This window comes from Variovorax sp. OK605 (genome assembly GCF_900115445.1).
GTDB lineage: Bacteria > Pseudomonadota > Gammaproteobacteria > Burkholderiales > Burkholderiaceae_C > Variovorax.
Genome location: NZ_FOWL01000010.1, coordinates 38,323 through 58,250, shown reverse-complemented (window position 1 = coordinate 58,250; position 19,928 = coordinate 38,323). Strand labels below are relative to the sequence as shown.

Sequence of the window (19,928 nt, the reverse complement as noted above, 5' to 3'; positions counted from 1 at the left end):
ATTGACTGCTTTTTACTGCGTGTGCGCAAGCAAGAAGGTGCCGATGGCAACGACCCACGCCAACGCCAGCGCAACCATGAGCCACGCGGACCCTTGCACGAGCGTCTCTTTCCAGCGCGGCATTTCGCGCGGTTGCGGGTCGAGCAACGCGAGCAGGGCAGCGCCGCCGTTCATGGCCGGCAGCGGCATCAGGTTGAACGCGGCGAGCTTGGCGGCCAGCATGCCCAGCAAGGGCACGAAGCCGAGCATGCCGACGCGCGCGGCGCCGCCGATCAGTTGCTGGGCATGCGAGGTCGGGCCCAGCGCGCCGGCCACGATCTGCGCGAAGCCGTGCGCCATGCTGCTCGGCGCCGATGGATGCAGCGCGAAGGCCACCACGGCAAGCGACGCCACGCCCGCCAGCGGCAACAGCACGCGCACCGCGCGCGGCTGGCTCTCGAAATCGTCGAAGTCGACCGCGCCGCCGAGCGGCAACACGCGCAGCCGCAGCACGCCCACGGCCAGCAGCGTCGGTCCGAAGCCGAACGACACCTCGCGGATCGCAATGCCCAGCAAGCGGCCGAGCAGGGCCATGACGGTGATGTGGAGCGCGGCCAGCAGCGCGATGGCAGCGATGAATTTCAGGGCAAGGAGCATGGGGCAAGGCAGGGAACACGCGCAGACGCGTGCGAGGCGGCCGATGTTAGCTTCGCCCGCATGAAAGTCCTGCTGGTGCTCGGCGCGTTCGCGCTGGCCTTTTCCACTGCTGCTGCTGCGAACTACCCGTGCTCCGGAGGCAAGGGCGGCGTGTCGCATTGCTCCGGTGCGTTGTTCGTGTGCAATGACGGGTCGATCAGCGGATCGAAGAAGGTCTGCACGGGGCCGCAGGGCGGCGGGAATGCGATGCGTGGTCTGCTGGCGCCGCAGGCACCTGCGGGTGCCGATGGTGGCAATGGTGCCGCCGGCGATTGCTCTTGCCGGTCGGGCCGCATCTGCACCGGGCCGCGCGGCGGGCGGTACTGCCTGAGCGACAGCGGCGCGAAGAGCTACGTGCGCAGGTGATCGGGCTGGGCGTCGGGTTGCCGAGGCTTTAGCTCAGCTCCCTCGGTCGGCGCGAGCGCAGACCGAGGGACCCCCACGGCGATGACGGGGCTGGCGCCTATCGGTCTTGCTTCAGGCAGACCTGCACCAGGTCCACCACGTCCTTCGCGAGCACGGAGGCCAGCCAGAACACGTTGTTGCGGTGCACGGGGCCCGCGTCTTCCTGCTGCGGCGGGCCGTTGCCGTGGCAGTAGCACAGCAGCGAATGGAGCATCGTGCTCTTTTCCTCCAGCAGTGCCGCGGGGTCTGGCGGGGCCTCGGGGGGAGGTGGGGGCGTGGAGGGGCGGGCTATATTCCGGGGAGCCATTTGGGGTGCTTCCTTTTCGAGGTTTGGGCACTTCACTTGGTTAGACGGCTGGGGTGTTGACGCATCCCGGCCGTCGCCTTTTGAGACCTCGCATTTGCATCGGTGCAGCCGTGCATCCGATGACCCGCTGCGAGGCAGGCGGCTGTTTCATTCAAGTGCGGGAAGGTGATGCGCTCCTTGCCTGCGTGGTGAGGCTTTGGGTGGTGAGGGCGTCCACTTTAGAGAGGAACCGCGCGGCGCGGGAAACGGAAATGCCCAGTAGTTCTCGAAACGCTGGGGCATGTGCTGCGGGGGGCGCGGGGTCACAAAAGACTGGGTTTGTTGCCGGGGGTGACGAGGCCGGGGGATGTCGTGCGGCGCGGACGCGAAGGGAACTCGAGGTGTCGGCACTGCTCGGAAACAGTCGTCGACGTACCCTCTTGCGCGATCAGGGCAGGCGGCTTTTCAACTCGCTGGCGCGCTGGTGCGCAGGCTAGGTTTCAACTGCGTTCGGCTTGGACGACTCGGCATCGACGCCAGCAGTTGCCTCGACAAACTCGACGCGATGCCCCTCGGGGTCGAAGACCACGGCGCGAAGCCCCCATTCACCCTGAACCGGCGGCGATATCAACGTGCCGCCAGCCTGCAAGACCGCTGAAATTGTTGCTTCCACGGAGGTCACCGTGAATCCCAGGCGCACCTGCGGTGTCGGGGTGTCGGCGTTCGCCGGATAGAGCTCCAGCAACACATGCCCGCCAGCGTTGGCGGAAACGTGCTCCGGTCCTCGCCCGTGACGTTCGCGAACCAGTTGGAGGCCTATCGACGAGTAGAAGGCGCAACACGCCTCGAGATCACGGACCTTGAGTACGAGGAGACTGAGCAGGGGGGACGGCATGTCTGGAGCGTACCCTTGCTGGGCACGCTCGGGTCAAGCGCCTGTTCTCCAGCATTCACCATCCAGTTGACGCGGCATCTATTTTTTTGGAAAGCGGCGTGCAACGGAGCAAAAATAGATTGCATACCGGGTCATAGCAAATTGTTGTAGTCGTAGGCATATTCGGCCTGCTCATGGTCACTCCAAATATGGCCATCCAATCTATCGCCAACAATCCTGCCCCCGCCCTCACCATTGGCAATCGAAAATTCCGGTGCATTCGTTTTAAATGCGACCCTCATGGGGTGAAGCAGATTCACATCAACCTCCACTGGAAGCACCTCACTTCCTTTTGTCACTTGCCCTTTCACTTTGGCAGCGACCTCTGCCAGGCTTAATAGATTGCCATCCCTGTATCTAATGGGGACGTTCAATGCATCGATGCCGCCCCTTCTTAGAGACATGATCAATGCAACGCCCAGCAATCTGTCAATGCTATACCCCAGAAAACCTTGGTAGTAGCAATTTTCATCAATCACAACACCTCTTGCAGCAGGCCTTCCAAGGGCAAATATATCGCGCCCCAATGCCTTTTTCATCAGGTATACATCGCATGGATTCAATGCATTTTCCTTAATCTTTACCTTCAAGATACGCAGCTCCTCCAGTCATTGAATTCTGAAATATCTGAGACTGAAGGTCGTCGAGCAGGGTCTGCTGCTCGATGTCGAGCCGATCCCATTTATTTTGAATAGCAAGACAATTTGACTTGCACTCCGCCAGTTTCTTCTGCTTTTGAGCGATTTGTTTTCCCGTCAAGAAGTTGTTGTTGACCTCGTTGAAGGCCCCCGCTGCTCCCAATGTGCCGCCCAGCGCACCACCGACCGTCGCGGTCAGGCCCACCACCACGGCATCGTGTGCTGCGTCCGTCAGGACCAACGCCATAGCCGCCCGATCGATCAGCGGTGCCGCCTGAGTACTCACCACCGCGCCAGCCTCGCCAACTGCGCCATCAACACCGCCGCTCAGACTGCCAATGACCGCATGGCCCGCTGCCCGGCACGCGCCATTTGCGGCCCAACACGTCGCAGCCTCATCGTCACACACGTCCTGCAAGGTCGTGATGTTCAGGTCGCCACCCACATTGGCGGTGACACGGTTGGCCTCGACGGTCGCCGCGCGGTACCTACAGAAGTACCGGCAAAGTACCGATATGGGACGCTACGCCGTGAGACAACGCGAGACAAAGAAAAACCCGCTGTACCGATGAGGCACGCGGGCTTTGCGATGGAGTGAGACGGTGTGCGGCGATGATTTGGTGCCTTCGACAGGAATCGAACCTGTATCTGAGTCTTAGGAGGACCCCGTTCTATCCATTGAACTACGAAGACATCTTTGCGGTGAATCGCGGCCCGGACTTTACCAGCTTGGCCTGACGCCCGTGATTCGGTGCCTCAGTCGTACTTCACCGTATAGATCAGGTCCACCCCGCTGGTCTGCCCCGCCTGCCCCCGCAGCGTGAGCCGCGTCGTCAGGTCGTAGAAGATGAACAGCGTGCCGAAGGTGCCGCCGATGCTGCGCTCGTACGTGAGGTAGAAGTCCTTCGACAGCCGCTTGCCCAGCGTCACCGCCGACTCGCGCAGGTCGCCGCCGCTGCCCGGGCCCTTGAAGCCGAGTTCGTCCAGCCCGAAGCGGCTGGCCAGGCTGCCGCCGCTGCCACTGCCGCCGATCTTGCCGATGAGCGACAGCGCGGCCTGTTGCAGCAGGGCCGACTCGCCGCCGCTGGTGGCCGAGGCGCGGCCCAGGATGACCCATGACAGCGTTTCGGCGTCGGACAGCGCGGGCTCCGAATACAGCTTCACGCGCGGCGACTGCGCGCTGCCGGTGATCTGCACGCCCGCGCGCTGCGACAGGTTCGGGCGAATGGCCAGGATGTCCAGCGCCGGGTTGTCGAACGGGCCGTTGAAGCGCGCCACGCCGGTTTCCACGTCGAGCTGCTGGCCGTAGGCGCGGTACTGGCCCTTCACGGTCTTCACCTCGCCGGTGATGCGCGGCGGCGCGTTCAGCCGGGTGCTGCGGATCTCCAGGTCGCCCTCCAGCCGGGTGGTGATGCCGCGGCCCTGCACCGCGAAGTCGTCGCCCAGGTCGAAGTTGACGACGATGTCCGGCGGCTTGGTGGTCTGCGCCTTCGGGGCCTGGGCCGCCTGCGCATCGGCGCTGGCGGCCTCGCGCTGCGCCGCCTCGGCCGCCTCGCGGTCCTTGGCGGCGGAGCGCACGACCACGTCGCTGCCCAGGCTGGGCGCGGTCTCGTCGGGCAGGATGATGACGGCGCGGTCGGTCCTGAGCTTGCCGCGCACGCTGAACTGGCCGTTGTCCAGGCGCGCCTGCAGGTCGCCCGAGAGGGTGACCTGCCGGTCGGTGCGCACCAGCACGCGCAGCGCGCGCAGTTGGGCCTGCAGCGCCATGCGAATGCCCGAGGCCGTGCCGCTGGCGGGGCCCCAGGCGAGGTTGCCGGTGGCCGACAGGGTGCCGCCGTCGGTGCGCGCCTCGCTGGCCGCGGTGCTGCGGTTGCCGCTCTGGCCGCCGATGCGCGCGTTGCTGCCGGCGCCGCCCTTGAGGGTGAATTCGGTGATCTGCACGCTGTCGCCGCTCAGCGTGGCGCGCAGGCGGCCGTCGCGCAGGTCAAGCCCTTCGACGGGCGCGCGCAGCGCGAGCTTGTCGGCGCCCAGGGTGCCGTTCCAGCGCGGCACGGCGCGGTTGCCCGACAGGGTGGCGCTGGCGTCCAGCGTGCCGGCCACGCGCCAGCCCGGGGGCGCCAGCATCGACCACACGCCCAGGTTGGGCAGCGCGGCCTTGATGGTGCCGCCCAGCGGCGCGTCGGGCGCCCACTGCCAGCCGCCGGCGCGCTGCTGCACGCGGGTGTTGATGTCGGCGTTGATCTTGCCGGCGCGTTCGCTGTCCCACGCCAGGGTGGCGCGCACGGCGTCGCCTTCGGCGTCGAGCCGCAGCTCGGCCTGGCGCAGGCCGGCCGGGGTGCTGGGCGCCTCGCCGCCGGCCGAGGCGGAGTTCATGGTGCGTTCGCTGGCGGTGCCTGTGCCGCTGCTGGTGATGCGCGTGACCAGCGCGGCCTCGCCGGCCTGCACGCGGATGTCGCCGCTCTGGCGCGCGATGCGGGCCTTGGCGCGCAGGGTGTCGCCGGCGTCGATGTCCCAGTCGCCGTCGAACATCAGGTCGCCGCTGACGCCGTATTCGCCCAGCGTGGTGTTGGCGCCGAGAGCGCCGGCCCAGGCCATCGGCAGGCCCTGCAGCTGGCCCTTCGACTGCACGCGGAACACGCGGTTGGGCGCCGCGCCGCTCTGGCTGAAGCGCAGCGGCTGCCAGTCGATGCGCACGGTGCCGGGCACGGGGCCGCGCAGCGTGGCCGCGGCGGCGGAGGCCTCGATGTCCAGGCGCGGCGCGTTGCCGCCGGCGGTGCGGATGGTGGCGGTGACCTCGCGGCTCAGCTCCACCACCCACGGGTCGCCGGGGCGGGCGCTGTCCGCCGCCTGCAGCTTCAGGCTGGCCAGCGCGGCGCGCCATTGGCCCGCGCCCGCGATGCCGCCGCTGGCGCGGGTGTCGATGTTGAACTTCTGCGTGCCGGTGGCGGCTTCGCCCTTCAGCGTGAGCGTGGCCTGCGCCAGGCTGCCGGCCAGGTCGGCGCGCAGGTCGTTCAGCTGCACCGTGGTGGCGGCGGCGCCGGGTTGCTCGGCGGGCAGTGTGAGCTCCAGCCGCGGCACGCCGAGCATGGCCTTCAGGCTGGGCTCGGTGATGCCGCGCTGCGCGGGGGCGTTGGCGTTTTCCAGCCGGCGCTGGATGGTCTGCCAGCCGCCTTGCCAGCTGGCGTCCAGTTTTGCCGAACCCTTGGCACCGGCGCTGGCGAACACCTTCGACAGGCCGGGCAGGCTCTGCACCCAGCGCTGCACGGTGTCGGCGTCGTCGATGCTGGCCTTGATGTCGCCGCCGCCCGTGCTCGGCGCAATGCGGCCTTCGACCTGCGCGCTGCCGCCCGGCAGCACGAGGCTGAGCTTGCCGCTCGCGGCCTGGTCGGCCACGCGCACCTGCAGCTTGCCGTCGACGCTGGCGCGCTGGGCCTCGATGCGCAGCGTGCGCAGGTCGAGCACCTGGTCTTTCCACTGGCCCTGGGCCAGCGCGCGGTCGAGCGCGAAGCCGGGCAGGGCCTTGCTGCCCGCGCCGCCCTGGGCACGCAGCGCGGCGTCGAAGCTGATGGTGCTTTCCTTCTGCTCGGCCTTGAGCGTGCCGCTCACGGGCGCGCCGGAGAGTTCGCTGTACAGCGCGCCGGGCCGCACGCCGCGCACGGTGGCCTGGGCCTGCCATGGCGAGGGCGCGGGGCTCCACTTGCCGGCCGCGTCGATGCGCCCGCCGCCCGCGCGCACGGTGGCTTCGGGAACGGTCCAGCTGGTGCCGTCGAAGCCGACGCGGGCCTGCACCTGTTCGAGCGGCAGCTTCTCTTCGTTCCACGGGCCGGGCACGGCGTTGCGGACGTCGGCGGAGGCCTTCCAGGCGGCGGGGCCGGTGTCGGCATCGGGCTGCAGCTCGACGGTGCCGGTGAGCTGCGTCCGCGGCGCGCCGGGCCACAGGCTCGACGCATCGACGTTGCGCAGGTCGGCCTTGGCGTCGATCACGGGCTGCGGCAGCCACGGCGCAATCTGCGCCTGCAGCCTGGCTTCCATGGGCGCGTCGGCGTTCTCTTCGGCGGGCTTGAGTTCGGCGGCCACCTGCAGGCGCGCGCCGGTGCCGGCGAGCGTGCCCTTCACGGTGGCGGCGGCCAGCACGTCGATGTCGTGGTCCTCGGCCAGCGGCGCCTTCACGCGGCCGTCGAGCGCGGCGTCGATGGCCATGGGCGCGGTGCCCTGCAGCTTCACGTGCGCGCTGTAGTGGCCGTCGGCAATGTCCACGCCCTTGATCTCCAGCGCATGCTCGGAGGCCCTGTCGTAGCTGTAGCTGCCCGACAGGTTGAGCGCCTGCAGCACGGGCGGTCCGGCCCAGCGCACTTCGTCGATGCGAAACGGCAGCTCGACCTCCACCGGCAGCACGATCTGCTCGAGCGGCTTGACGGGCTCGTTGCCGGGCGCGCCGCGCTTCTCGATGAGCACCTGCTTCGCATGCACCTCGCCGAGCTGCACCTTGCGCTGGAACAGCGGCGCCAGCGTCCAGCCGATGGTGGCGTCGTTCACCTCCACGGCCATGCTCTCGCTCTGGTACTTGAGCCAGCCGATGTGGCCGCCGGTGCGCAGCGAGCCGGTGACGTCGCGGCTCTCCAGGGTCTGGCCGGCCGGCAGGCGCTGCGCGGCCTGCGCGAGCGCGAAGGCCAGCGACTTGTTGGAGCCGATGTACCACCACGCGCCGGCGGCCAGCAGCAGCACCACGAGCAGCAGGCCGGTCACGGTCCAGGCGAAGGCGCGCGCGGCGCGGCGTGCGCGCGATCGAGGGCGGGGCACGGCCGGCGGCGTCACGGCCGGTGCCGACTCGGCTGGCATGGGTGTGGCCGTGGGTGCGCCCGTGGGTGCGGCCGTGGGTTCGCGCGTGGGGTCGGTGTCGTTGCTCATCGGCACCCGATCAGAAAGTGAAGCCCAGGCGGAAATGCAGGCGGAATCTCTTCGAGTCCACGCCGTAGGCCAGGTCGGCCTGCACCGGCCCCACGGGGCTGCGCCAGCGCGCGCCCACGCCCAGGCCCACCTTGGGCTTGAGCTCGCCGGGCTTGTCGGCCACCGCGCCGGCGTCCACGAACACCACGCTCTCCCAGGCGGTGAGCTTGTCCTTGTAGACGAAGGGGCGCTGCCACTCGGCGCTCAGCACGCCGAGGTAGCGGCCCGCCACGATCTGCCCGTCGGTGCGCACGGTGCCGATCTGCTTGTAGCTGTAGCCGCGCACGGTGGTGTCGCCGCCGGTGAGGAACATCAGGGTGGACGGGATCTGCGCGTTGTCCTTGGCCGACACGGCGCCGGCCTCCACGCGCAGCTGCAGGCGGCTGCGGCGCGCGCGGGTTTCCTTGTCTTCGGCCGAGCCCAGCGGCACCACGCCGAGCCAGCGCGCATAGGTGCGCGTGAAGGGCGTCTGCATGCCGGTGAGCGTGTAGCCCGCGGCCACTTCCAGCGCCAGGCCGTAGCCGCGCGTGGGTGCCGAGTTGTCGTCGAAGTAGCGCCCGGTCCAGCCCCAGTTGGCGGTGACGGCCGAGGCCGAGGGCGGGGCGTCGATGCCGCGGTTCTGCGCGTAGTCGTACTGCAGGAAGTAGCTGCGGTCGATGTGGTCGCTCGACTTGTTGCGCCCGCCGCGCAGCCGCCCGCTGTCGACCACGTAGCTGCCCGACTGCTCGCTCTTGAGCTCGGCGCCGGTGAACCAGCGCCAGCCGCGGTCGTCGGGAATGGCGTTCAGCTCCGTGCTCAGCGACTTGATGTCCTGGTCGACCGACAGCCGCGAGACGGCGCGCCAGCCCAGCAGCGGCACCTGGTTGTGGATGTGGTCGATCGACAGGCGCGGGCCGTTGTCGGTGGTGAAGCCCACGCCCATCACCACCTTCTGCAGCGGCGCCTCGCGCAGCTGCGCGATGACGGGCGCGGCCAGCGGGTTGCCGCTGTCGGTGTCCAGCGTGAGGAACACGGAGTCGTAGTAGCCGCTGCTGGCCAGCCGCTGCTGCGCGTCGAGCAGCTTTTGCTGGTCGTAGTCCTGGCCGCTGGGCAGGCGCGCGATGCGGCGCGCGCCGTCGGGGTCGTAGCGCTGGATGCCGCGCAGCACCAGCGGGCCGAACTTGTAGGCGGGGCCCGACTGGTAGGTGGCGCTCAGGCGCGCCTCGCTGCGGTCGGCGTCGACCTCGGCGCGGCTGATCTCGATGGTGCCCGTGGGAAAGCGCTTGGCCGTGAGGCTGCGCAGCGCGGTGGTCTTGGCCGAGTCCCAGGCCTGTTGCGTGAAGGGCTGGCCGGCGCGCAGGGCCCAGTCGGTGCGGATCGAATCGCGCTGCGCCTCGGCGCTCGGGTCGTCGGCAATGGCGCCCGCGTAGCTGATCTGCACGTTGCTCACCTTGGCGATCTCGCCGGGCGACACGGTGATGACGATCTCGCGCGGGGCCTTGGTGCTCTCGGGTGTCTCGTTGAGCTCGAGCGTCAGCGTGGGCGTGAAGTAGCCCAGCGTGCCGAGCAGTTCGCGCGCGTTCGACTCGGCGGCCACCATGAGGCGCGAGATCTCGGTGGCACCCAGGTCGTCGAGCTCGCGGTAGCGCTGGATCTCCAGGTGCAGCTTGAGGTAGTCGCGCACGTCCTCGGGGCCGCGCACGTCGACGGTAAAGGCGTCGCGCTTGGCGGGCCTGTCCTTGTCGGTCTTGCCGTCCTTGTCGCTCTTGTCTTCATCCTTGCCGCTGTCCGCCGCGGGCCCGCTGCGCACGACGCCCGCCACGGGCTGGCCATCGGCGGGGTCCTTGCCTTTTCCCGGCAGCAGGCTGCAGCCTTGCAAGAGCAGGACGCCTGAAAAAAGCAAAGCCGGCCATGACGCCGGCAAGGAAACTGGAACCACCCTGACCATGGGCGAATTCTGACAGCAAGGCCGGCCGGTTCCTGAAGGCCCCGGCCGGAGAAACGGCATCGTCCTACTTGGACAGCATGCGCATCGCTTCCTCGAGGCCCCGCAGCGTGAGGGGGTACATGCGGTTGGACATGAGCTGCTGCATCACCGCGATGCTCTGGCGGTACTGCCACACGCCCTGCGGTTCGGGGTTGATCCACGCGAACTTGGGGAAGGTGTGGGTGAGCCGCTGGATCCACTCGGCGCCGGCTTCTTCGTTGTTGTATTCGACGCTGCCGCCAGGTTGCAATATTTCGTAAGGACTCATCGTGGCGTCGCCCACGAAGATGAGCTTGTAGTCCTTGTTGTACTTGCGCAGGATGTCCCAGGTGGCGAACTTCTCGGAGAAGCGGCGCTTGTTGTTCTTCCACATGAAGTCGTACACGCAGTTGTGGAAGTAGAAGAACTCCAGGTGCTTGAACTCGGTCTTCACGGCCGAGAACAGCTCCTCCACGCGCTGGATGTGCTCGTCCATGGTGCCGCCCACGTCCATCAGCAGCAGCACCTTGACGTTGTTGTGGCGCTCGGGCCGCATCTTGATGTCGAGGTAGCCGGCGTTGGCCGCGGTCGAGTGGATGGTGTCGTCCAGGTCCAGCTCTTCCACGTTGCCTTCGCGCGCGAACTTGCGCAGGCGGCGCAGCGCCACCTTGATGTTGCGCGTGCCCAGCTCCTGCGTGTCGTCGTAGTCCTTGTAGGCGCGCTGGTCCCACACCTTCACGGCGCTCTTGTTCTTGCCCGCGCCGCCGATGCGGATGCCCTGCGGGTTGTAGCCGCCGTTGCCGAAGGGCGAGGTGCCGCCGGTGCCGATCCACTTGTTGCCGCCCTCGTGGCGTTCCTTCTGCTCCTCGAAGCGCTTCTTCAGCGTTTCCATGAGCTCGTCCCAGCCCATCTTCTCGATCTTGGCTTTTTCTTCGGCCGTGAACTCGCGCTCCAGCGTCTTCTTGAGCCAGTCGAGCGGCACTTCCTTGGTGAAGTCGGTGAGCATCTCCACGCCCTTGAAGTAGGCGGCGAAGGCGCGGTCGAACTTGTCGTAGTGCTTCTCGTCCTTCACCAGCGCGGTGCGCGAGAGGTAGTAGAAGTCGTCGATGCCGTAGGCGCCGTCGGAGTTGGGCCCCACCACGTCGGCCTTCAGGGCCTCCAGCAGCGTGAGGTATTCCTTGACCGACACGGGCAGCTTGGCCGAGCGCAGGGTGTAGAAGAAGTCGATGAGCATCGGGGCGCTCCTTGTGTTTCGCGGGGGTGTTGCGTTCAGCCGCGCGGCTTGTCGAGCAGGTACAGCAGCTGTGCCCGCACCTCGGGCCATTCGCCCGCGCGCAGGCTGTACATGACGGTGTCGCGGATGGTGCCGTCGCGGCGCATCGCGTGGCCGCGAATGACGCCGTCTTTTTTCGCGCCCAGCCGCTCGATGGCGCGCTGCGAGGCGAAGTTGAAGTTGTCGGTGCGCCAGCCCACCACGTTGCAGCCGAGCGCGTCGAACGCATGCGTGAGCATCAGCAGCTTGCAGGTGGTGTTGACGTGCGTGCGCTGGCAGCGCGCGGCGTACCACGTGTAGCCGATCTCGGCGCGCTTCACGGCCGGAAGAATGTCGTGCAAGCTGGTGCTGCCCAGCACGGTGCCGCTGGCCTCGTCGGTCACGGCGAAGGCGAAGCGGTCGGCGGTCTTCAGCGCGGTCTCTATGTAGGCGCGCGTGTCCTGGGGCTCGGGCACGGAGGTCACGCGCAGCTGCCACAGCTCGCCGTCGGCGGCCGCGGCGCGCAGGCCTTCTTCATGGGCCAACGACAGAGGCACCAGCGCGATGCCGCGGGCCTTCAGCGTGACGGGTTCGACGAACGCCATCTGTTCTCCGACTCTCTTGCAGGTTGTGTGTGCTTCAGCCGCGCGGGTCGCCGTACTTGCGCACGTACCACACGCGTCCCGCCTGCGCGCCGGCGCCGCCGCCCAGGCCCACCAGCGCAATGCCGAAGATCTCGCGGTTGCCGTAGCCGCCGGCGCCGAAGGCGTCGAGCCCGAGCAGCAGCCCCAGGCCGCGCCCGAGCAATGCGCCCACCACGAACAGCACGGCCTGGGCAACGCCCAGCTTCATCAGTTGCCGGGTGGAGTGACGTTGTCCGCTCATGGGCTCAGCGGTTGTTGCGTTGCATGAACACGAGCTTCTCGAAGAGCGTCACGTCCTGCTCGTTCTTCAGCAGCGCGCCCACCAGCGGGGGCACGGCCACCTTGTCGTCCTTGCTCTGCAGGGCTTCGAGCGGAATGTCTTCGGCCACCAGCAGCTTGAGCCAGTCGAGCAGCTCGGAGGTCGAGGGCTTCTTCTTCAGGCCGGGCAGGTTGCGCACGTCGTAGAAGGTCTTCATCGCGGCGGTGAGCAGCTCCTGCTTCAGGCCGGGGAAGTGCACGGCGACGATGTGCTTCATCGTCTCGGCGTCGGGGAACTTGATGTAGTGGAAGAAGCAGCGGCGCAGGAAGGCGTCGGGCAGCTCCTTCTCGTTGTTGGAGGTGATGAACACCACCGGGCGGTGCTTGGCGCGGATGAGCTCGCGCGTCTCGTAGCAGTAGAACTCCATGCGGTCGATTTCGCGCAGCAGGTCGTTCGGGAATTCGATGTCGGCCTTGTCGATCTCGTCGATCAGCAGGGCCACCGGCTCGTCGGCCGTGAAGGCCTGCCAGAGCACGCCCTTGACGATGTAGTTCTGGATGTCCTTCACGCGCTCGCCGCCGTCGACGTCTTTCAGCTGCGAGTCGCGCAGGCGGCTCACGGCGTCGTATTCGTACAGGCCTTGCTGCGCCTTGGTGGTCGACTTGATGTGCCACTGCAGCAGCGGCAGGCCGAGCGACTGGGCCACTTCCTCGGCCAGCATGGTCTTGCCGGTGCCGGGCTCGCCCTTGACGAGCAGAGGGCGCTTGAGGGTGATGGCCGCATTGACCGCGAGCATCAGGTCCTGCGTGGCAACGTAATTGTCGGAGCCCTGGAATTTCATGGGTGGGTCGAAAGCTGGGGTGGAGAAAAGAACACACTCGACATGCGTTGTGCGGCCTCAGGGTTGGCCTGCACAGGGTTCCAGAAGACCCCTGCATATAATCGAATGTTGATCCGAAAAACTGTACTCTCCACGAGATTGTGCGCGCAAAATGAACAAGTTGTTGACCACGATGTTTGCCCTTGCTGTCGCTTGCGTGACGGTCTCGGCTGAAGCCCAACAAGTCACTGGCAAGGCACAGGACGGGGCAAAGAAGGTTGCGATGTGCGTGGGCTGCCACGGCATCATCGGCTACCAGGCCAGCTTCCCTGAAATCCACAAGGTCCCCATGATCGCGGGCCAGAGCGCCACGTACATCACGGCCGCGCTCACCGCCTACAAGGGCGGCGACCGCAAGCACCCGACCATGCGTGCCATTGCCGACACGCTCACCGAGCAGGACATCGCCGACCTCTCGGCCTACTACAGCCAGCTCGGCGTGAAGCAGGGCGACGCACCGCCGGCCACGCTGGCCAAGGCCACGCCCGCCAACGTCGAGGCGCTCATCACGCGCAATGCCGACAACAGCTGCACCAAGTGCCACGGCGCGAACTTCAACACGCCCAACGACGGCACCGTGCCCAAGCTGGCCGGCCAGCATGCCGACTACCTGTTCGTCGCGCTCAAGTCGTACCGCGTGAAGAACAACCCGCACCTGGGCCGCTCGAACGCGGTGATGGGCCAGCAGGTCGAAGAGAAGAAGTTCACCAACGCCGAGCTCAAGACGCTGGCCAGCTACATCAGCTCGCTGCCCGGCGAAGTGAAGACGGTGCCCGAGTCGCGCATGCACCACCGCCCCGACTGATCCGGCGCCCCGCGCAAACAAAAAAGCCCGCTTGCAGCGGGCTTTTTTGTTGCTCGGGTTTTCCCCGAGTCGTGCGCGTTTCAGACGTCGAAGAACGCCGTCTCCTCCGCGCCCTGCATGCGGATGTCGAAGCGGTAGCTCACCGCGCCGCCCTGCACCACGCGCTCGGCAAGCAGCGTGTGGCGGCGCTCGGCCGGCACGCTCTGCAGCACCGCGTCCTTCGCGTTGGCTTCGGCTTCGTCGCTGAAGTACACGCGCGTGAACGCATGCAGCAGCAGTCCGCGCATGAGCACGATCACGTTGATGTGCGGTGCTTCGCCGGGCGATTGCGCGCCGGGCTTCACGGTGTGGAACACGAAGCGGTTGCCTTCGGTGGTGCCGGTGCCGACACGGCCGAATGCGCGAAATCCCATGGCGCGCGCTTCGTCGGGCGTCTGCGGGTAGCGGCCTTCGCCGTCGGGCTGGCTGATCTCGACCAGCGCGTCGTTGATCGGATTGCCGTCGCCGTCGATCACGCGGCCTTCGAGGCGGATGCGCTCGCCGCTGGCGCTGTCCAGCGCGAGCACGGCGTCGAAGGGTTGGTCGAAGTCGTAGCCGTACTGCGTGGCGGTGAGGCCGTAGGCGAAGTAGGGGCCCACGGTCTGCGAGGGGGTCTGGCCGAAGTCGGCTTCCTGTGCGGTCATCAATGGCATGGTCTGTGTCTCCTGGCTCAGCGGTTCTCGAACGGCGTCTCGTCGGCGCCGCGCAGCACGATGTCGAACTGGTAGCCCAGTGCGTAGCCCTCTTCGGTGATGTCGAGGCTGAAGTCGGCAATCAGCCGGTTGCGGTAGCGCTCGGGCGTGCCGCTGACCATCGGGTCGTACTGCAGCAGCGGGTCGCCGGGGAAGTACATCTGCGTGACCAGGCGGCTCGCAAAGCTCTGGCCGAACAGCGACATGTGGATGTGCTGCGGACGCCAGGCGTTCGGGTGGTTGCCCCACGGGTAGGCGCCGGGCTTGATGGTGAGGAAGCGGTAGCGGCCTTCGCTGTCGGTCAGGCACCGGCCCGCGCCCAGGAAGTTGGGGTCGAGTGGCGCGTCGTGCTGGTCGACCTTGTGCACGTAGCGGCCCGAGGCGTTGGCCTGCCACAGCTCGACCAGCGTGTTGGCCACCGGGCGGCGATGCTCGTCGAGCACCTGGCCGGTGAGGATCATGCGTTCGCCCAGCGGCTCGCCGTTCTTGCGCGCGTTGCGCGTGAGGTCGTGGTCGAACTCGCCGATGCTGTCGTGGCCGTACACCGGCTGCTGCAGTTCGCCGAGCGAGGCCTTCAGCGGAATCAGCGGCTTCTGCGGGCCGCGCTTCATGGTGGACTTGTAGCCCGGGTACACGTAGCTGGGGTGGGCTTCCCAGTCGCGCGGGGTGAGGACGGGCGAGCCGCCCTGAGGATCTTTGGTCTTGGTCAACATGAACGTTGTCTCCTGTCGTGGGACGAATCCGGAAGCCGCCACTTTAGAAGCGCCGTTCGATGATGTAAATTGAAGATTGCTCCGTTCTCAATAACCAGCAGGAATTGAAAAACCCCGCCGAACTTCGCCAGGATTTCGTGCGCAACGTGCAGTTGCGCCACTTGCGCTGCCTTGTGGCCGTGGCGCAGGAGCGCCACCTTGCGCGCGCGGCCGAGCGGCTGGCGCTGAGCCAGCCGGCGGTGTCGAAGACGCTGGTCGAGCTGGAGGCCATCGTGGGCGCGCGGCTGGTCGAGCGCAGCAAGGCAGGGCGGCGCGGCGTGCAGGGGCTCACCGCGGCCGGCGAGCAGCTGCTGGCGCACGCGCTGCGCGTGCTCGAGGCGCTGGACGCCAGCGCGCAGGCGGTGGCGCCGGCGGCGGGCGGGCGCATCGAGCGGCTGCGCATCGGCGCGCTGCCCAGCGTGGCGCCGGCGCTGCTGCCGGTGGCGCTGGCGCGGCTGCGAGACGGCTGGCCGCAGGTGCAGATCGTGGTGAAGAGCGCCGCCAACGCCGCGCTGCTCGACGAGCTGCGCGCCGGCGAGCTCGACCTGGTGGTGGGCCGCATGAGCGAGCCGCGGCTCATGGGCGGCCTGAGCTTCGAGCTGCTGCACACCGAGCCGCTGGTGTTCGCGGTGCGCGTCGGCCATCCGCTGGCGGCGCCGGCGGCGCAAGGCGCGTCGGTGCAGGCGGTGCTGGCCTACCCGCTGGTGGTGTACGGCGAGGGCACCATCCCGCGGCACAACACCGAGAGTTTCCTGTCGGCGCGCGGGCTGGTGCTGCCGACCAACGCGCTGCAGACGCTCGACGTGGCGGTGGCGCGCGCGCTGGTGGCGGTGTCCGATGCGGTGTGGATCACGCCGCTGGGCGCGGCGCGCGGCGAGCTGGCCGACGGGCGCCTGGTGCGGCTGCGCATCGAGACCACGGGCACCGAGGAGCCGGTCGGCCTGTTGCAGCGCAGCGACGCCGAGCCCTCGGCCCTGCGCGGCGCCATGGCCGCGCTGCTGCGCGAGGCCGCGAAGCCGCAGGGCGCGCTGCCGGTGCCGCCGCGGCAGCGAAAGCCGCGCGGCGCGGCGCGGTAAGTCCGGCCCGTTCAGTCCTTGGTGGCGCGGCGCTGCACGCAGGCCACATAGCCTTCGCCGTCCGGTGGCCGGCCGGCGCGCTGGCTCTCCCACATCATCTGGCCCAGGCAGTCCATGGCCTCGTGGTGCGCGTGCAGCAGCGAGCCGCGGCGCGCGGCCAGCAGCTCGACGGCCTGGCGGATGCCGCGCGGCTGGTCGATGGAGCATTGCTCGCTGATCGACAGGTGCATCGACAGGTGCAGGAACGGGTTCTCGCGCCCGTTGGAGCCGTCATAGACGCGCGCCACGGCCGCGTCGGCATCGGCCAGGTCCTCGTGGTACTCGGGGTGCTGGTCGATCCAGCCGGCGGCGATGGTCTCGAGCGCTTCCATCGGCAGGCCCTGCCGGTGCTTGGCGTACACGTCGCAGAAGAAGCGGCGCACGTCTTCCTGGGAAGGATTGAACATATATAGGTAGAGAAAAAGAGGGCGTGGGGGAGGGTGTGGCGGCCCGCCGGCAACTTGCTTTTTGGGGGCTGCGGATGTGTCGGGCGTTCCGGGTACAACGCGTTACATCGTTACGTAACGAATCGCTGAACGAGGTACTTACGAGCTGTTTCCAAGGCCTGGTACAAACCCCTAATTTTGGAAAAATCTCTTTGAAAATCAATAGCTTGCGAGCTGGGTAGCGTCTCTGGAAAAGGGCTCGGAAAAAGCGGCACGCTAGTTGCCCCTGAGTAGGCATCTTTTCTCACAGAGGCTGCCATGACCGCTCAACAAGCATCGACCAATTCGACCGAAGGACTTGCCGCCGCTGGCGCAGCTCCTGTGGTTCTCGCCCAAGCCACCGTGACCCCTCTCGGCAGTCCCGCCGCGATGGGTTCGGCGGCACCCGCCGCAGCTGGCCCCGCCAGCGTCGGCACATTATCGAATGCCACGCCGGGGGTCGCAGTGATGCGCGACGGTGTCAGCATTCCCGTCGATGGCAATCAGACGCTGTTGCCCGGCGACCGCGTGATCGTGCCGCAGGACGGCCACGCCAACGTGCTCTTCCCCGGCTCGGCCACCAACAAGGCCCCGCTGGCCGGTGTGTTCACCGGCGGCACCGACGCCACCATCGGCTCGACCAAGCTGCCCGGCGGCCTTGAACAAGTGAACGTGGACGTCGCCTCGGGCGACCTGCAGGTGACCCCGCCCGACAGCGACGCCGACGCCGCCGCACTGGCCGTCACCAAGAAGCTCGCGGCCGGCAGCGGCATCGGGCTGGGTGAATTCGCACTCGGCGCCCTGGGCGCCGCCGCACTCGGCGCCGCGCTCAGCGGCGGTGGCGGCGGCGGCAGCGACAGCGCGTTCCCGCTGTTCGTGGGCTCGGGCAACCCAACCACCCCCGGCGAATCCGACGCGGATGCGGACTCGGATGCCGATGCGGACGCGGATGCGGATGCTGACGGTGATGCGGACGCCGATGCAGATGCGGATGCCGACGCTGACGCCGATGCGGATGCTGACGCTGACGCCGACGCCGACGCAGATGCCGACGCCGACGCAGATGCCGACGCCGACGCAGATGCTGACGCCGACGCCGACGCCGACGCCGACGCCGACGCCGACGCCGACGCCGACGCAGATGCCGATGCCGACGCAGATGCAGATGCCGATGCCGACGCAGATGCCGACGCCGACGCCGACGCAGATGCCGACGCCGATGCCGATGCCGACGCCGACGCAGATGCCGATGCCGACGCCGACGCCGACGCAGACGCCGACGCAGACGCAGACGCAGACGCAGACGGCGACCACCTCCTCGATCCGGGTGACGGCCTCCTCGGCCACGTCATCGGCGATGCCAGCGGCGCGCTCGGCCTCGGCGGTGCGCTCGCCCCGGTCAACCACGTGGTCGACGGCGTGACCGACGTGCTCGACGACGTGCTTGCGCCGTTGCTCGGCGAAGAGTTCAACTCGAACAACCCGAACCAGTTCGACCCGGTCGACACCGCGGTCGAGAACGTCACGAACCAGCTGGGCGGCACGCTGAGCCCCGCGCTCGACCCGCTGCTGGGCGCCGGCGCCACCCAGGCCATCCTGGACTCGCTGGCCCACCAGGTCGACTACCTGACCGACGCGCTGGACAACGGCCTGACCAACCTGATCGGTGACAACGGCATCATCAGCGGCCTGACCGACTCCCTTGGCCTCGGCGCCGTCACCGACCAGCTGGTGGGCGACGACGGCCTGCTGGGCGGGCTGCTCGGCAACGCGCTGGGCGAAGGCAGCCTGGTCGGCGGCCTGCTGGCCGAAGACGGCCTCGTGGGCGGCCTGCTCGGTGAAGACGGTGTCGTCGGTGGCCTGCTGGCCGAAGACGGTGCCCTGGGCGGCCTGCTGGGCAACGTGCTCGGCGACGAAGGTGTCGTGGGCGGCCTGCTCGGCGACGACGGCGCCCTCGGCGGCCTGCTTGGCGGCGCGCTGGGCGAAGGCGGCCTGCTGGGCGGCCTGCTCGGCGACGGCAGCGCCCTGGGCGGCGTGCTGGGCGACGACGGCCTCGTGGGCGGCCTGCTCGGCGGCGACGGCGCACTGTCGGGCCTGCTCGGCAGTGGCGGCCTCACCGGCGAACTGCTGGGCCATGGCGGCCTGGTCGACAGCCTGCTCGGCCAGGACGGCGGGATCTCCGGAATCGTTGCCGGCAGCCCGCTGGGCGGCCTGCTCGGTGGTGACGACGGCCTGCTGGGTGGCGCGGTCGGCGGCCTGCTCGGCGACAGCGGCGTGGTCGGCGGCCTGCTGGGTGACGACGGCCTCGTGGGTGGCCTGCTCGGCGGCGACGGCGCCCTGGGCGGCGTGCTGGGCAATGACGGCCTGCTGGGCGGTGTGCTCGGCAACGACGGCCTGCTCGGCGGCCTGCTGGGCGACAGCGGCATCGTCGGCGGCGTGCTCGGCAACGACGGTTTGCTGGGTGGCGTGCTGGGCGACAGCGGCCTGGTCGGCGGCCTGCTGGGCAGCGACGGCATCGCGGGTGGCGTGCTCGGCGACAACGGCCTGCTCGGCGGCTTGCTGGGTGGCGACGGCCCGCTGGGCAGCGTGCTCGGCGGCGACGGCCTGGGCGGCGGCTTGCTGGGCCCCGACGGCCTCGTGGGCGGGTTGCTGGGGAACGACGGCCCGGTCGGTGGCCTGCTGGGTGACGACGGCCTGCTGGGCGGTGTGCTCGGCGGCGTGCTGGGTGGCATCGGCGGTGGCGGCACCCCGGGCACCGGCGCGGCGCTGCTCGACCCGGTCGACAACATCGCCGGCAACCTGGTCGACGGCCTGAACGACGGCGTGCTGGGCGGCCTGGGCCTGGGCAACGTGCTCGGCCCGGTCGTCGGCGCGGTCGACGGCGTCACCGACACGGTCGACGGCCTGCTGGGCCCGGTGCTCGGCACCAGCTTCTCGGAAAACAACCCCAACGTGCTCGACCCGGTCGACGGCGTGGTGGGCCAGGTGACGGGCGCGGCGGGCGACCTGCTGAGCCCGGTGGCCGACCAGCTGCTCGGCAACGGCACGACCAGCGCGCTGCTGAACGGCGTCGCGTCGCAGGTCGACTACCTGACCGACGGCGTGGCGCACATCGTGTCCGGCGACGGCCTGCTGGGTGGCGTGCTTGGCGGTGACGGCGGCCTGCTGGGCGGCGTCCTCGGCGGCGACGGTGGCCTGCTCGGCGGGGTGCTCGACGGCGACGGTGGCCTGCTCG

The 19,928-nt window shown here is 68.5% G+C and carries 17 protein-coding genes, 1 tRNA gene and 1 pseudogene; 4 read left to right on the top strand and 15 right to left on the bottom strand.

What is annotated here, in order from left to right; all coding sequences use genetic code 11:
- Nucleotides 1–12: 12 nt before the first annotated feature.
- A complete protein-coding gene (locus tag BM013_RS25155) occupies nt 13–636 on the bottom strand; it encodes a site-2 protease family protein (protein ID WP_093130398.1) in 624 nt (207 codons plus the stop codon).
- A gap of 60 nt (nt 637–696) precedes the next feature.
- On the opposite strand from BM013_RS25155, the gene BM013_RS25150 reads away from it, so the two are divergent.
- Nucleotides 697–1,041 (top strand): YdcA family protein, encoded by a 345-nt coding sequence (locus BM013_RS25150; RefSeq protein ID WP_093130397.1) that lies wholly within the window; start codon nt 697–699, stop codon nt 1,039–1,041.
- A 97-nt stretch (nt 1,042–1,138) separates the two neighbouring features.
- On the opposite strand, the gene BM013_RS41320 is transcribed toward BM013_RS25150, so the two are convergent.
- The 11 genes from BM013_RS41320 to BM013_RS25105 form a co-directional block, all read right to left on the bottom strand.
- Nucleotides 1,139–1,294, bottom strand: a complete 156-nt coding sequence (locus tag BM013_RS41320; protein ID WP_177225561.1) for a hypothetical protein — start codon at nt 1,292–1,294, stop codon at nt 1,139–1,141.
- Nucleotides 1,295–1,859: 565 nt separating this feature from the next.
- Nucleotides 1,860–2,261 carry a VOC family protein gene (locus tag BM013_RS25145; RefSeq protein WP_093130396.1) on the bottom strand — a complete coding sequence of 134 codons (402 nt, stop codon included), beginning with the start codon at nt 2,259–2,261 and terminating at the stop codon, nt 1,860–1,862.
- A 131-nt stretch (nt 2,262–2,392) separates the two neighbouring features.
- Nucleotides 2,393–2,890 (bottom strand): hypothetical protein, encoded by a 498-nt coding sequence (locus tag BM013_RS40630; protein WP_143098332.1) that lies wholly within the window; start codon nt 2,888–2,890, stop codon nt 2,393–2,395.
- Nucleotides 2,874–3,455: a hemagglutinin repeat-containing protein gene (locus BM013_RS40625; RefSeq protein WP_143098331.1), complete on the bottom strand. Its 582-nt coding sequence runs from the start codon at nt 3,453–3,455 to the stop codon at nt 2,874–2,876. Before BM013_RS40625 ends, BM013_RS40630 begins: the two co-directional genes overlap by 17 nt.
- Before the next feature lie 101 nt (nt 3,456–3,556).
- A tRNA-Arg gene (locus tag BM013_RS25135) sits at nt 3,557–3,631 on the bottom strand.
- Between the two features lie 63 nt (nt 3,632–3,694).
- On the bottom strand, nt 3,695–7,777 hold the full coding sequence (locus BM013_RS25130; protein ID WP_093130599.1) for a translocation/assembly module TamB domain-containing protein: 4,083 nt from the start codon (nt 7,775–7,777) through the stop codon (nt 3,695–3,697).
- A 79-nt stretch (nt 7,778–7,856) separates the two neighbouring features.
- Nucleotides 7,857–9,812, bottom strand: coding sequence for an autotransporter assembly complex protein TamA (locus BM013_RS25125; protein ID WP_093130394.1), 1,956 nt, complete (start codon nt 9,810–9,812; stop codon nt 7,857–7,859).
- 64 nt (nt 9,813–9,876) lie between these two features.
- Nucleotides 9,877–11,064, bottom strand: a complete 1,188-nt coding sequence (locus BM013_RS25120) for a vWA domain-containing protein (RefSeq protein WP_093130393.1) — start codon at nt 11,062–11,064, stop codon at nt 9,877–9,879.
- Nucleotides 11,065–11,099: 35 nt separating this feature from the next.
- Nucleotides 11,100–11,687 (bottom strand): GNAT family N-acetyltransferase, encoded by a 588-nt coding sequence (locus tag BM013_RS25115; protein ID WP_093130392.1) that lies wholly within the window; start codon nt 11,685–11,687, stop codon nt 11,100–11,102.
- Between the two features lie 34 nt (nt 11,688–11,721).
- A complete protein-coding gene (locus BM013_RS25110; protein WP_093130391.1) occupies nt 11,722–11,967 on the bottom strand; it encodes a hypothetical protein in 246 nt (81 codons plus the stop codon).
- Nucleotides 11,968–11,971: 4 nt separating this feature from the next.
- On the bottom strand, nt 11,972–12,826 hold the full coding sequence (locus BM013_RS25105; RefSeq protein ID WP_093130390.1) for an AAA family ATPase: 855 nt from the start codon (nt 12,824–12,826) through the stop codon (nt 11,972–11,974).
- 151 nt (nt 12,827–12,977) lie between these two features.
- Between BM013_RS25105 and BM013_RS25100 the strand changes: the two genes are divergently transcribed.
- Entirely contained in the window at nt 12,978–13,670 is a 693-nt protein-coding gene (locus tag BM013_RS25100; RefSeq protein ID WP_093130389.1) for a c-type cytochrome, read from the top strand.
- An 80-nt stretch (nt 13,671–13,750) separates the two neighbouring features.
- Here the strand turns inward: BM013_RS25100 and pcaG are convergent, their stop codons facing one another.
- Nucleotides 13,751–14,362, bottom strand: a complete 612-nt coding sequence (gene pcaG / locus BM013_RS25095) for a protocatechuate 3,4-dioxygenase subunit alpha (RefSeq protein ID WP_093130388.1) — start codon at nt 14,360–14,362, stop codon at nt 13,751–13,753.
- Between the two features lie 17 nt (nt 14,363–14,379).
- Nucleotides 14,380–15,114: a protocatechuate 3,4-dioxygenase subunit beta gene (gene pcaH, locus BM013_RS25090; RefSeq protein WP_093130387.1), complete on the bottom strand. Its 735-nt coding sequence runs from the start codon at nt 15,112–15,114 to the stop codon at nt 14,380–14,382.
- A gap of 104 nt (nt 15,115–15,218) precedes the next feature.
- Between pcaH and BM013_RS25085 the strand changes: the two genes are divergently transcribed.
- The gene (locus BM013_RS25085) at nt 15,219–16,229 is read left to right on the top strand and encodes a LysR substrate-binding domain-containing protein (protein ID WP_093130386.1); all 1,011 of its coding nucleotides are present in this window, start codon (nt 15,219–15,221) and stop codon (nt 16,227–16,229) included.
- A gap of 11 nt (nt 16,230–16,240) precedes the next feature.
- Here the strand turns inward: BM013_RS25085 and BM013_RS25080 are convergent, their stop codons facing one another.
- Nucleotides 16,241–16,675, bottom strand: coding sequence for a DUF1841 family protein (locus tag BM013_RS25080; protein ID WP_081271722.1), 435 nt, complete (start codon nt 16,673–16,675; stop codon nt 16,241–16,243).
- 297 nt (nt 16,676–16,972) lie between these two features.
- On the opposite strand from BM013_RS25080, the pseudogene BM013_RS25075 reads away from it, so the two are divergent.
- Nucleotides 16,973–19,928, top strand: a pseudogene (locus tag BM013_RS25075) (hypothetical protein); the annotation flags it as partial.

Excerpts from the sequence above, each read along its gene's own strand:
- pcaH (WP_093130387.1), bottom strand. The coding sequence starts at position 15,114 with ATGTTGACCAAGACCAAAGATCCTCAGGGCGGCTCGCCCGTCCTCACC.
- BM013_RS25120 (WP_093130393.1), bottom strand. The coding sequence starts at position 11,064 with ATGCTCATCGACTTCTTCTACACCCTGCGCTCGGCCAAGCTGCCCGTG.
- BM013_RS25080 (WP_081271722.1), bottom strand. The coding sequence starts at position 16,675 with ATGTTCAATCCTTCCCAGGAAGACGTGCGCCGCTTCTTCTGCGACGTG.
- BM013_RS25110 (WP_093130391.1), bottom strand. The coding sequence starts at position 11,967 with ATGAGCGGACAACGTCACTCCACCCGGCAACTGATGAAGCTGGGCGTT.
- pcaG (WP_093130388.1), bottom strand. The coding sequence starts at position 14,362 with ATGCCATTGATGACCGCACAGGAAGCCGACTTCGGCCAGACCCCCTCG.
- BM013_RS25130 (WP_093130599.1), bottom strand. The coding sequence starts at position 7,777 with ATGCCAGCCGAGTCGGCACCGGCCGTGACGCCGCCGGCCGTGCCCCGC.
- BM013_RS25150 (WP_093130397.1), top strand. The coding sequence starts at position 697 with ATGAAAGTCCTGCTGGTGCTCGGCGCGTTCGCGCTGGCCTTTTCCACT.
- BM013_RS25155 (WP_093130398.1), bottom strand. The coding sequence starts at position 636 with ATGCTCCTTGCCCTGAAATTCATCGCTGCCATCGCGCTGCTGGCCGCG.
- BM013_RS25100 (WP_093130389.1), top strand. The coding sequence starts at position 12,978 with ATGAACAAGTTGTTGACCACGATGTTTGCCCTTGCTGTCGCTTGCGTG.
- BM013_RS25115 (WP_093130392.1), bottom strand. The coding sequence starts at position 11,687 with ATGGCGTTCGTCGAACCCGTCACGCTGAAGGCCCGCGGCATCGCGCTG.
- BM013_RS25145 (WP_093130396.1), bottom strand. The coding sequence starts at position 2,261 with ATGCCGTCCCCCCTGCTCAGTCTCCTCGTACTCAAGGTCCGTGATCTC.
- BM013_RS41320 (WP_177225561.1), bottom strand. The coding sequence starts at position 1,294 with ATGCTCCATTCGCTGCTGTGCTACTGCCACGGCAACGGCCCGCCGCAG.
- BM013_RS25125 (WP_093130394.1), bottom strand. The coding sequence starts at position 9,812 with ATGGTCAGGGTGGTTCCAGTTTCCTTGCCGGCGTCATGGCCGGCTTTG.
- BM013_RS25105 (WP_093130390.1), bottom strand. The coding sequence starts at position 12,826 with ATGAAATTCCAGGGCTCCGACAATTACGTTGCCACGCAGGACCTGATG.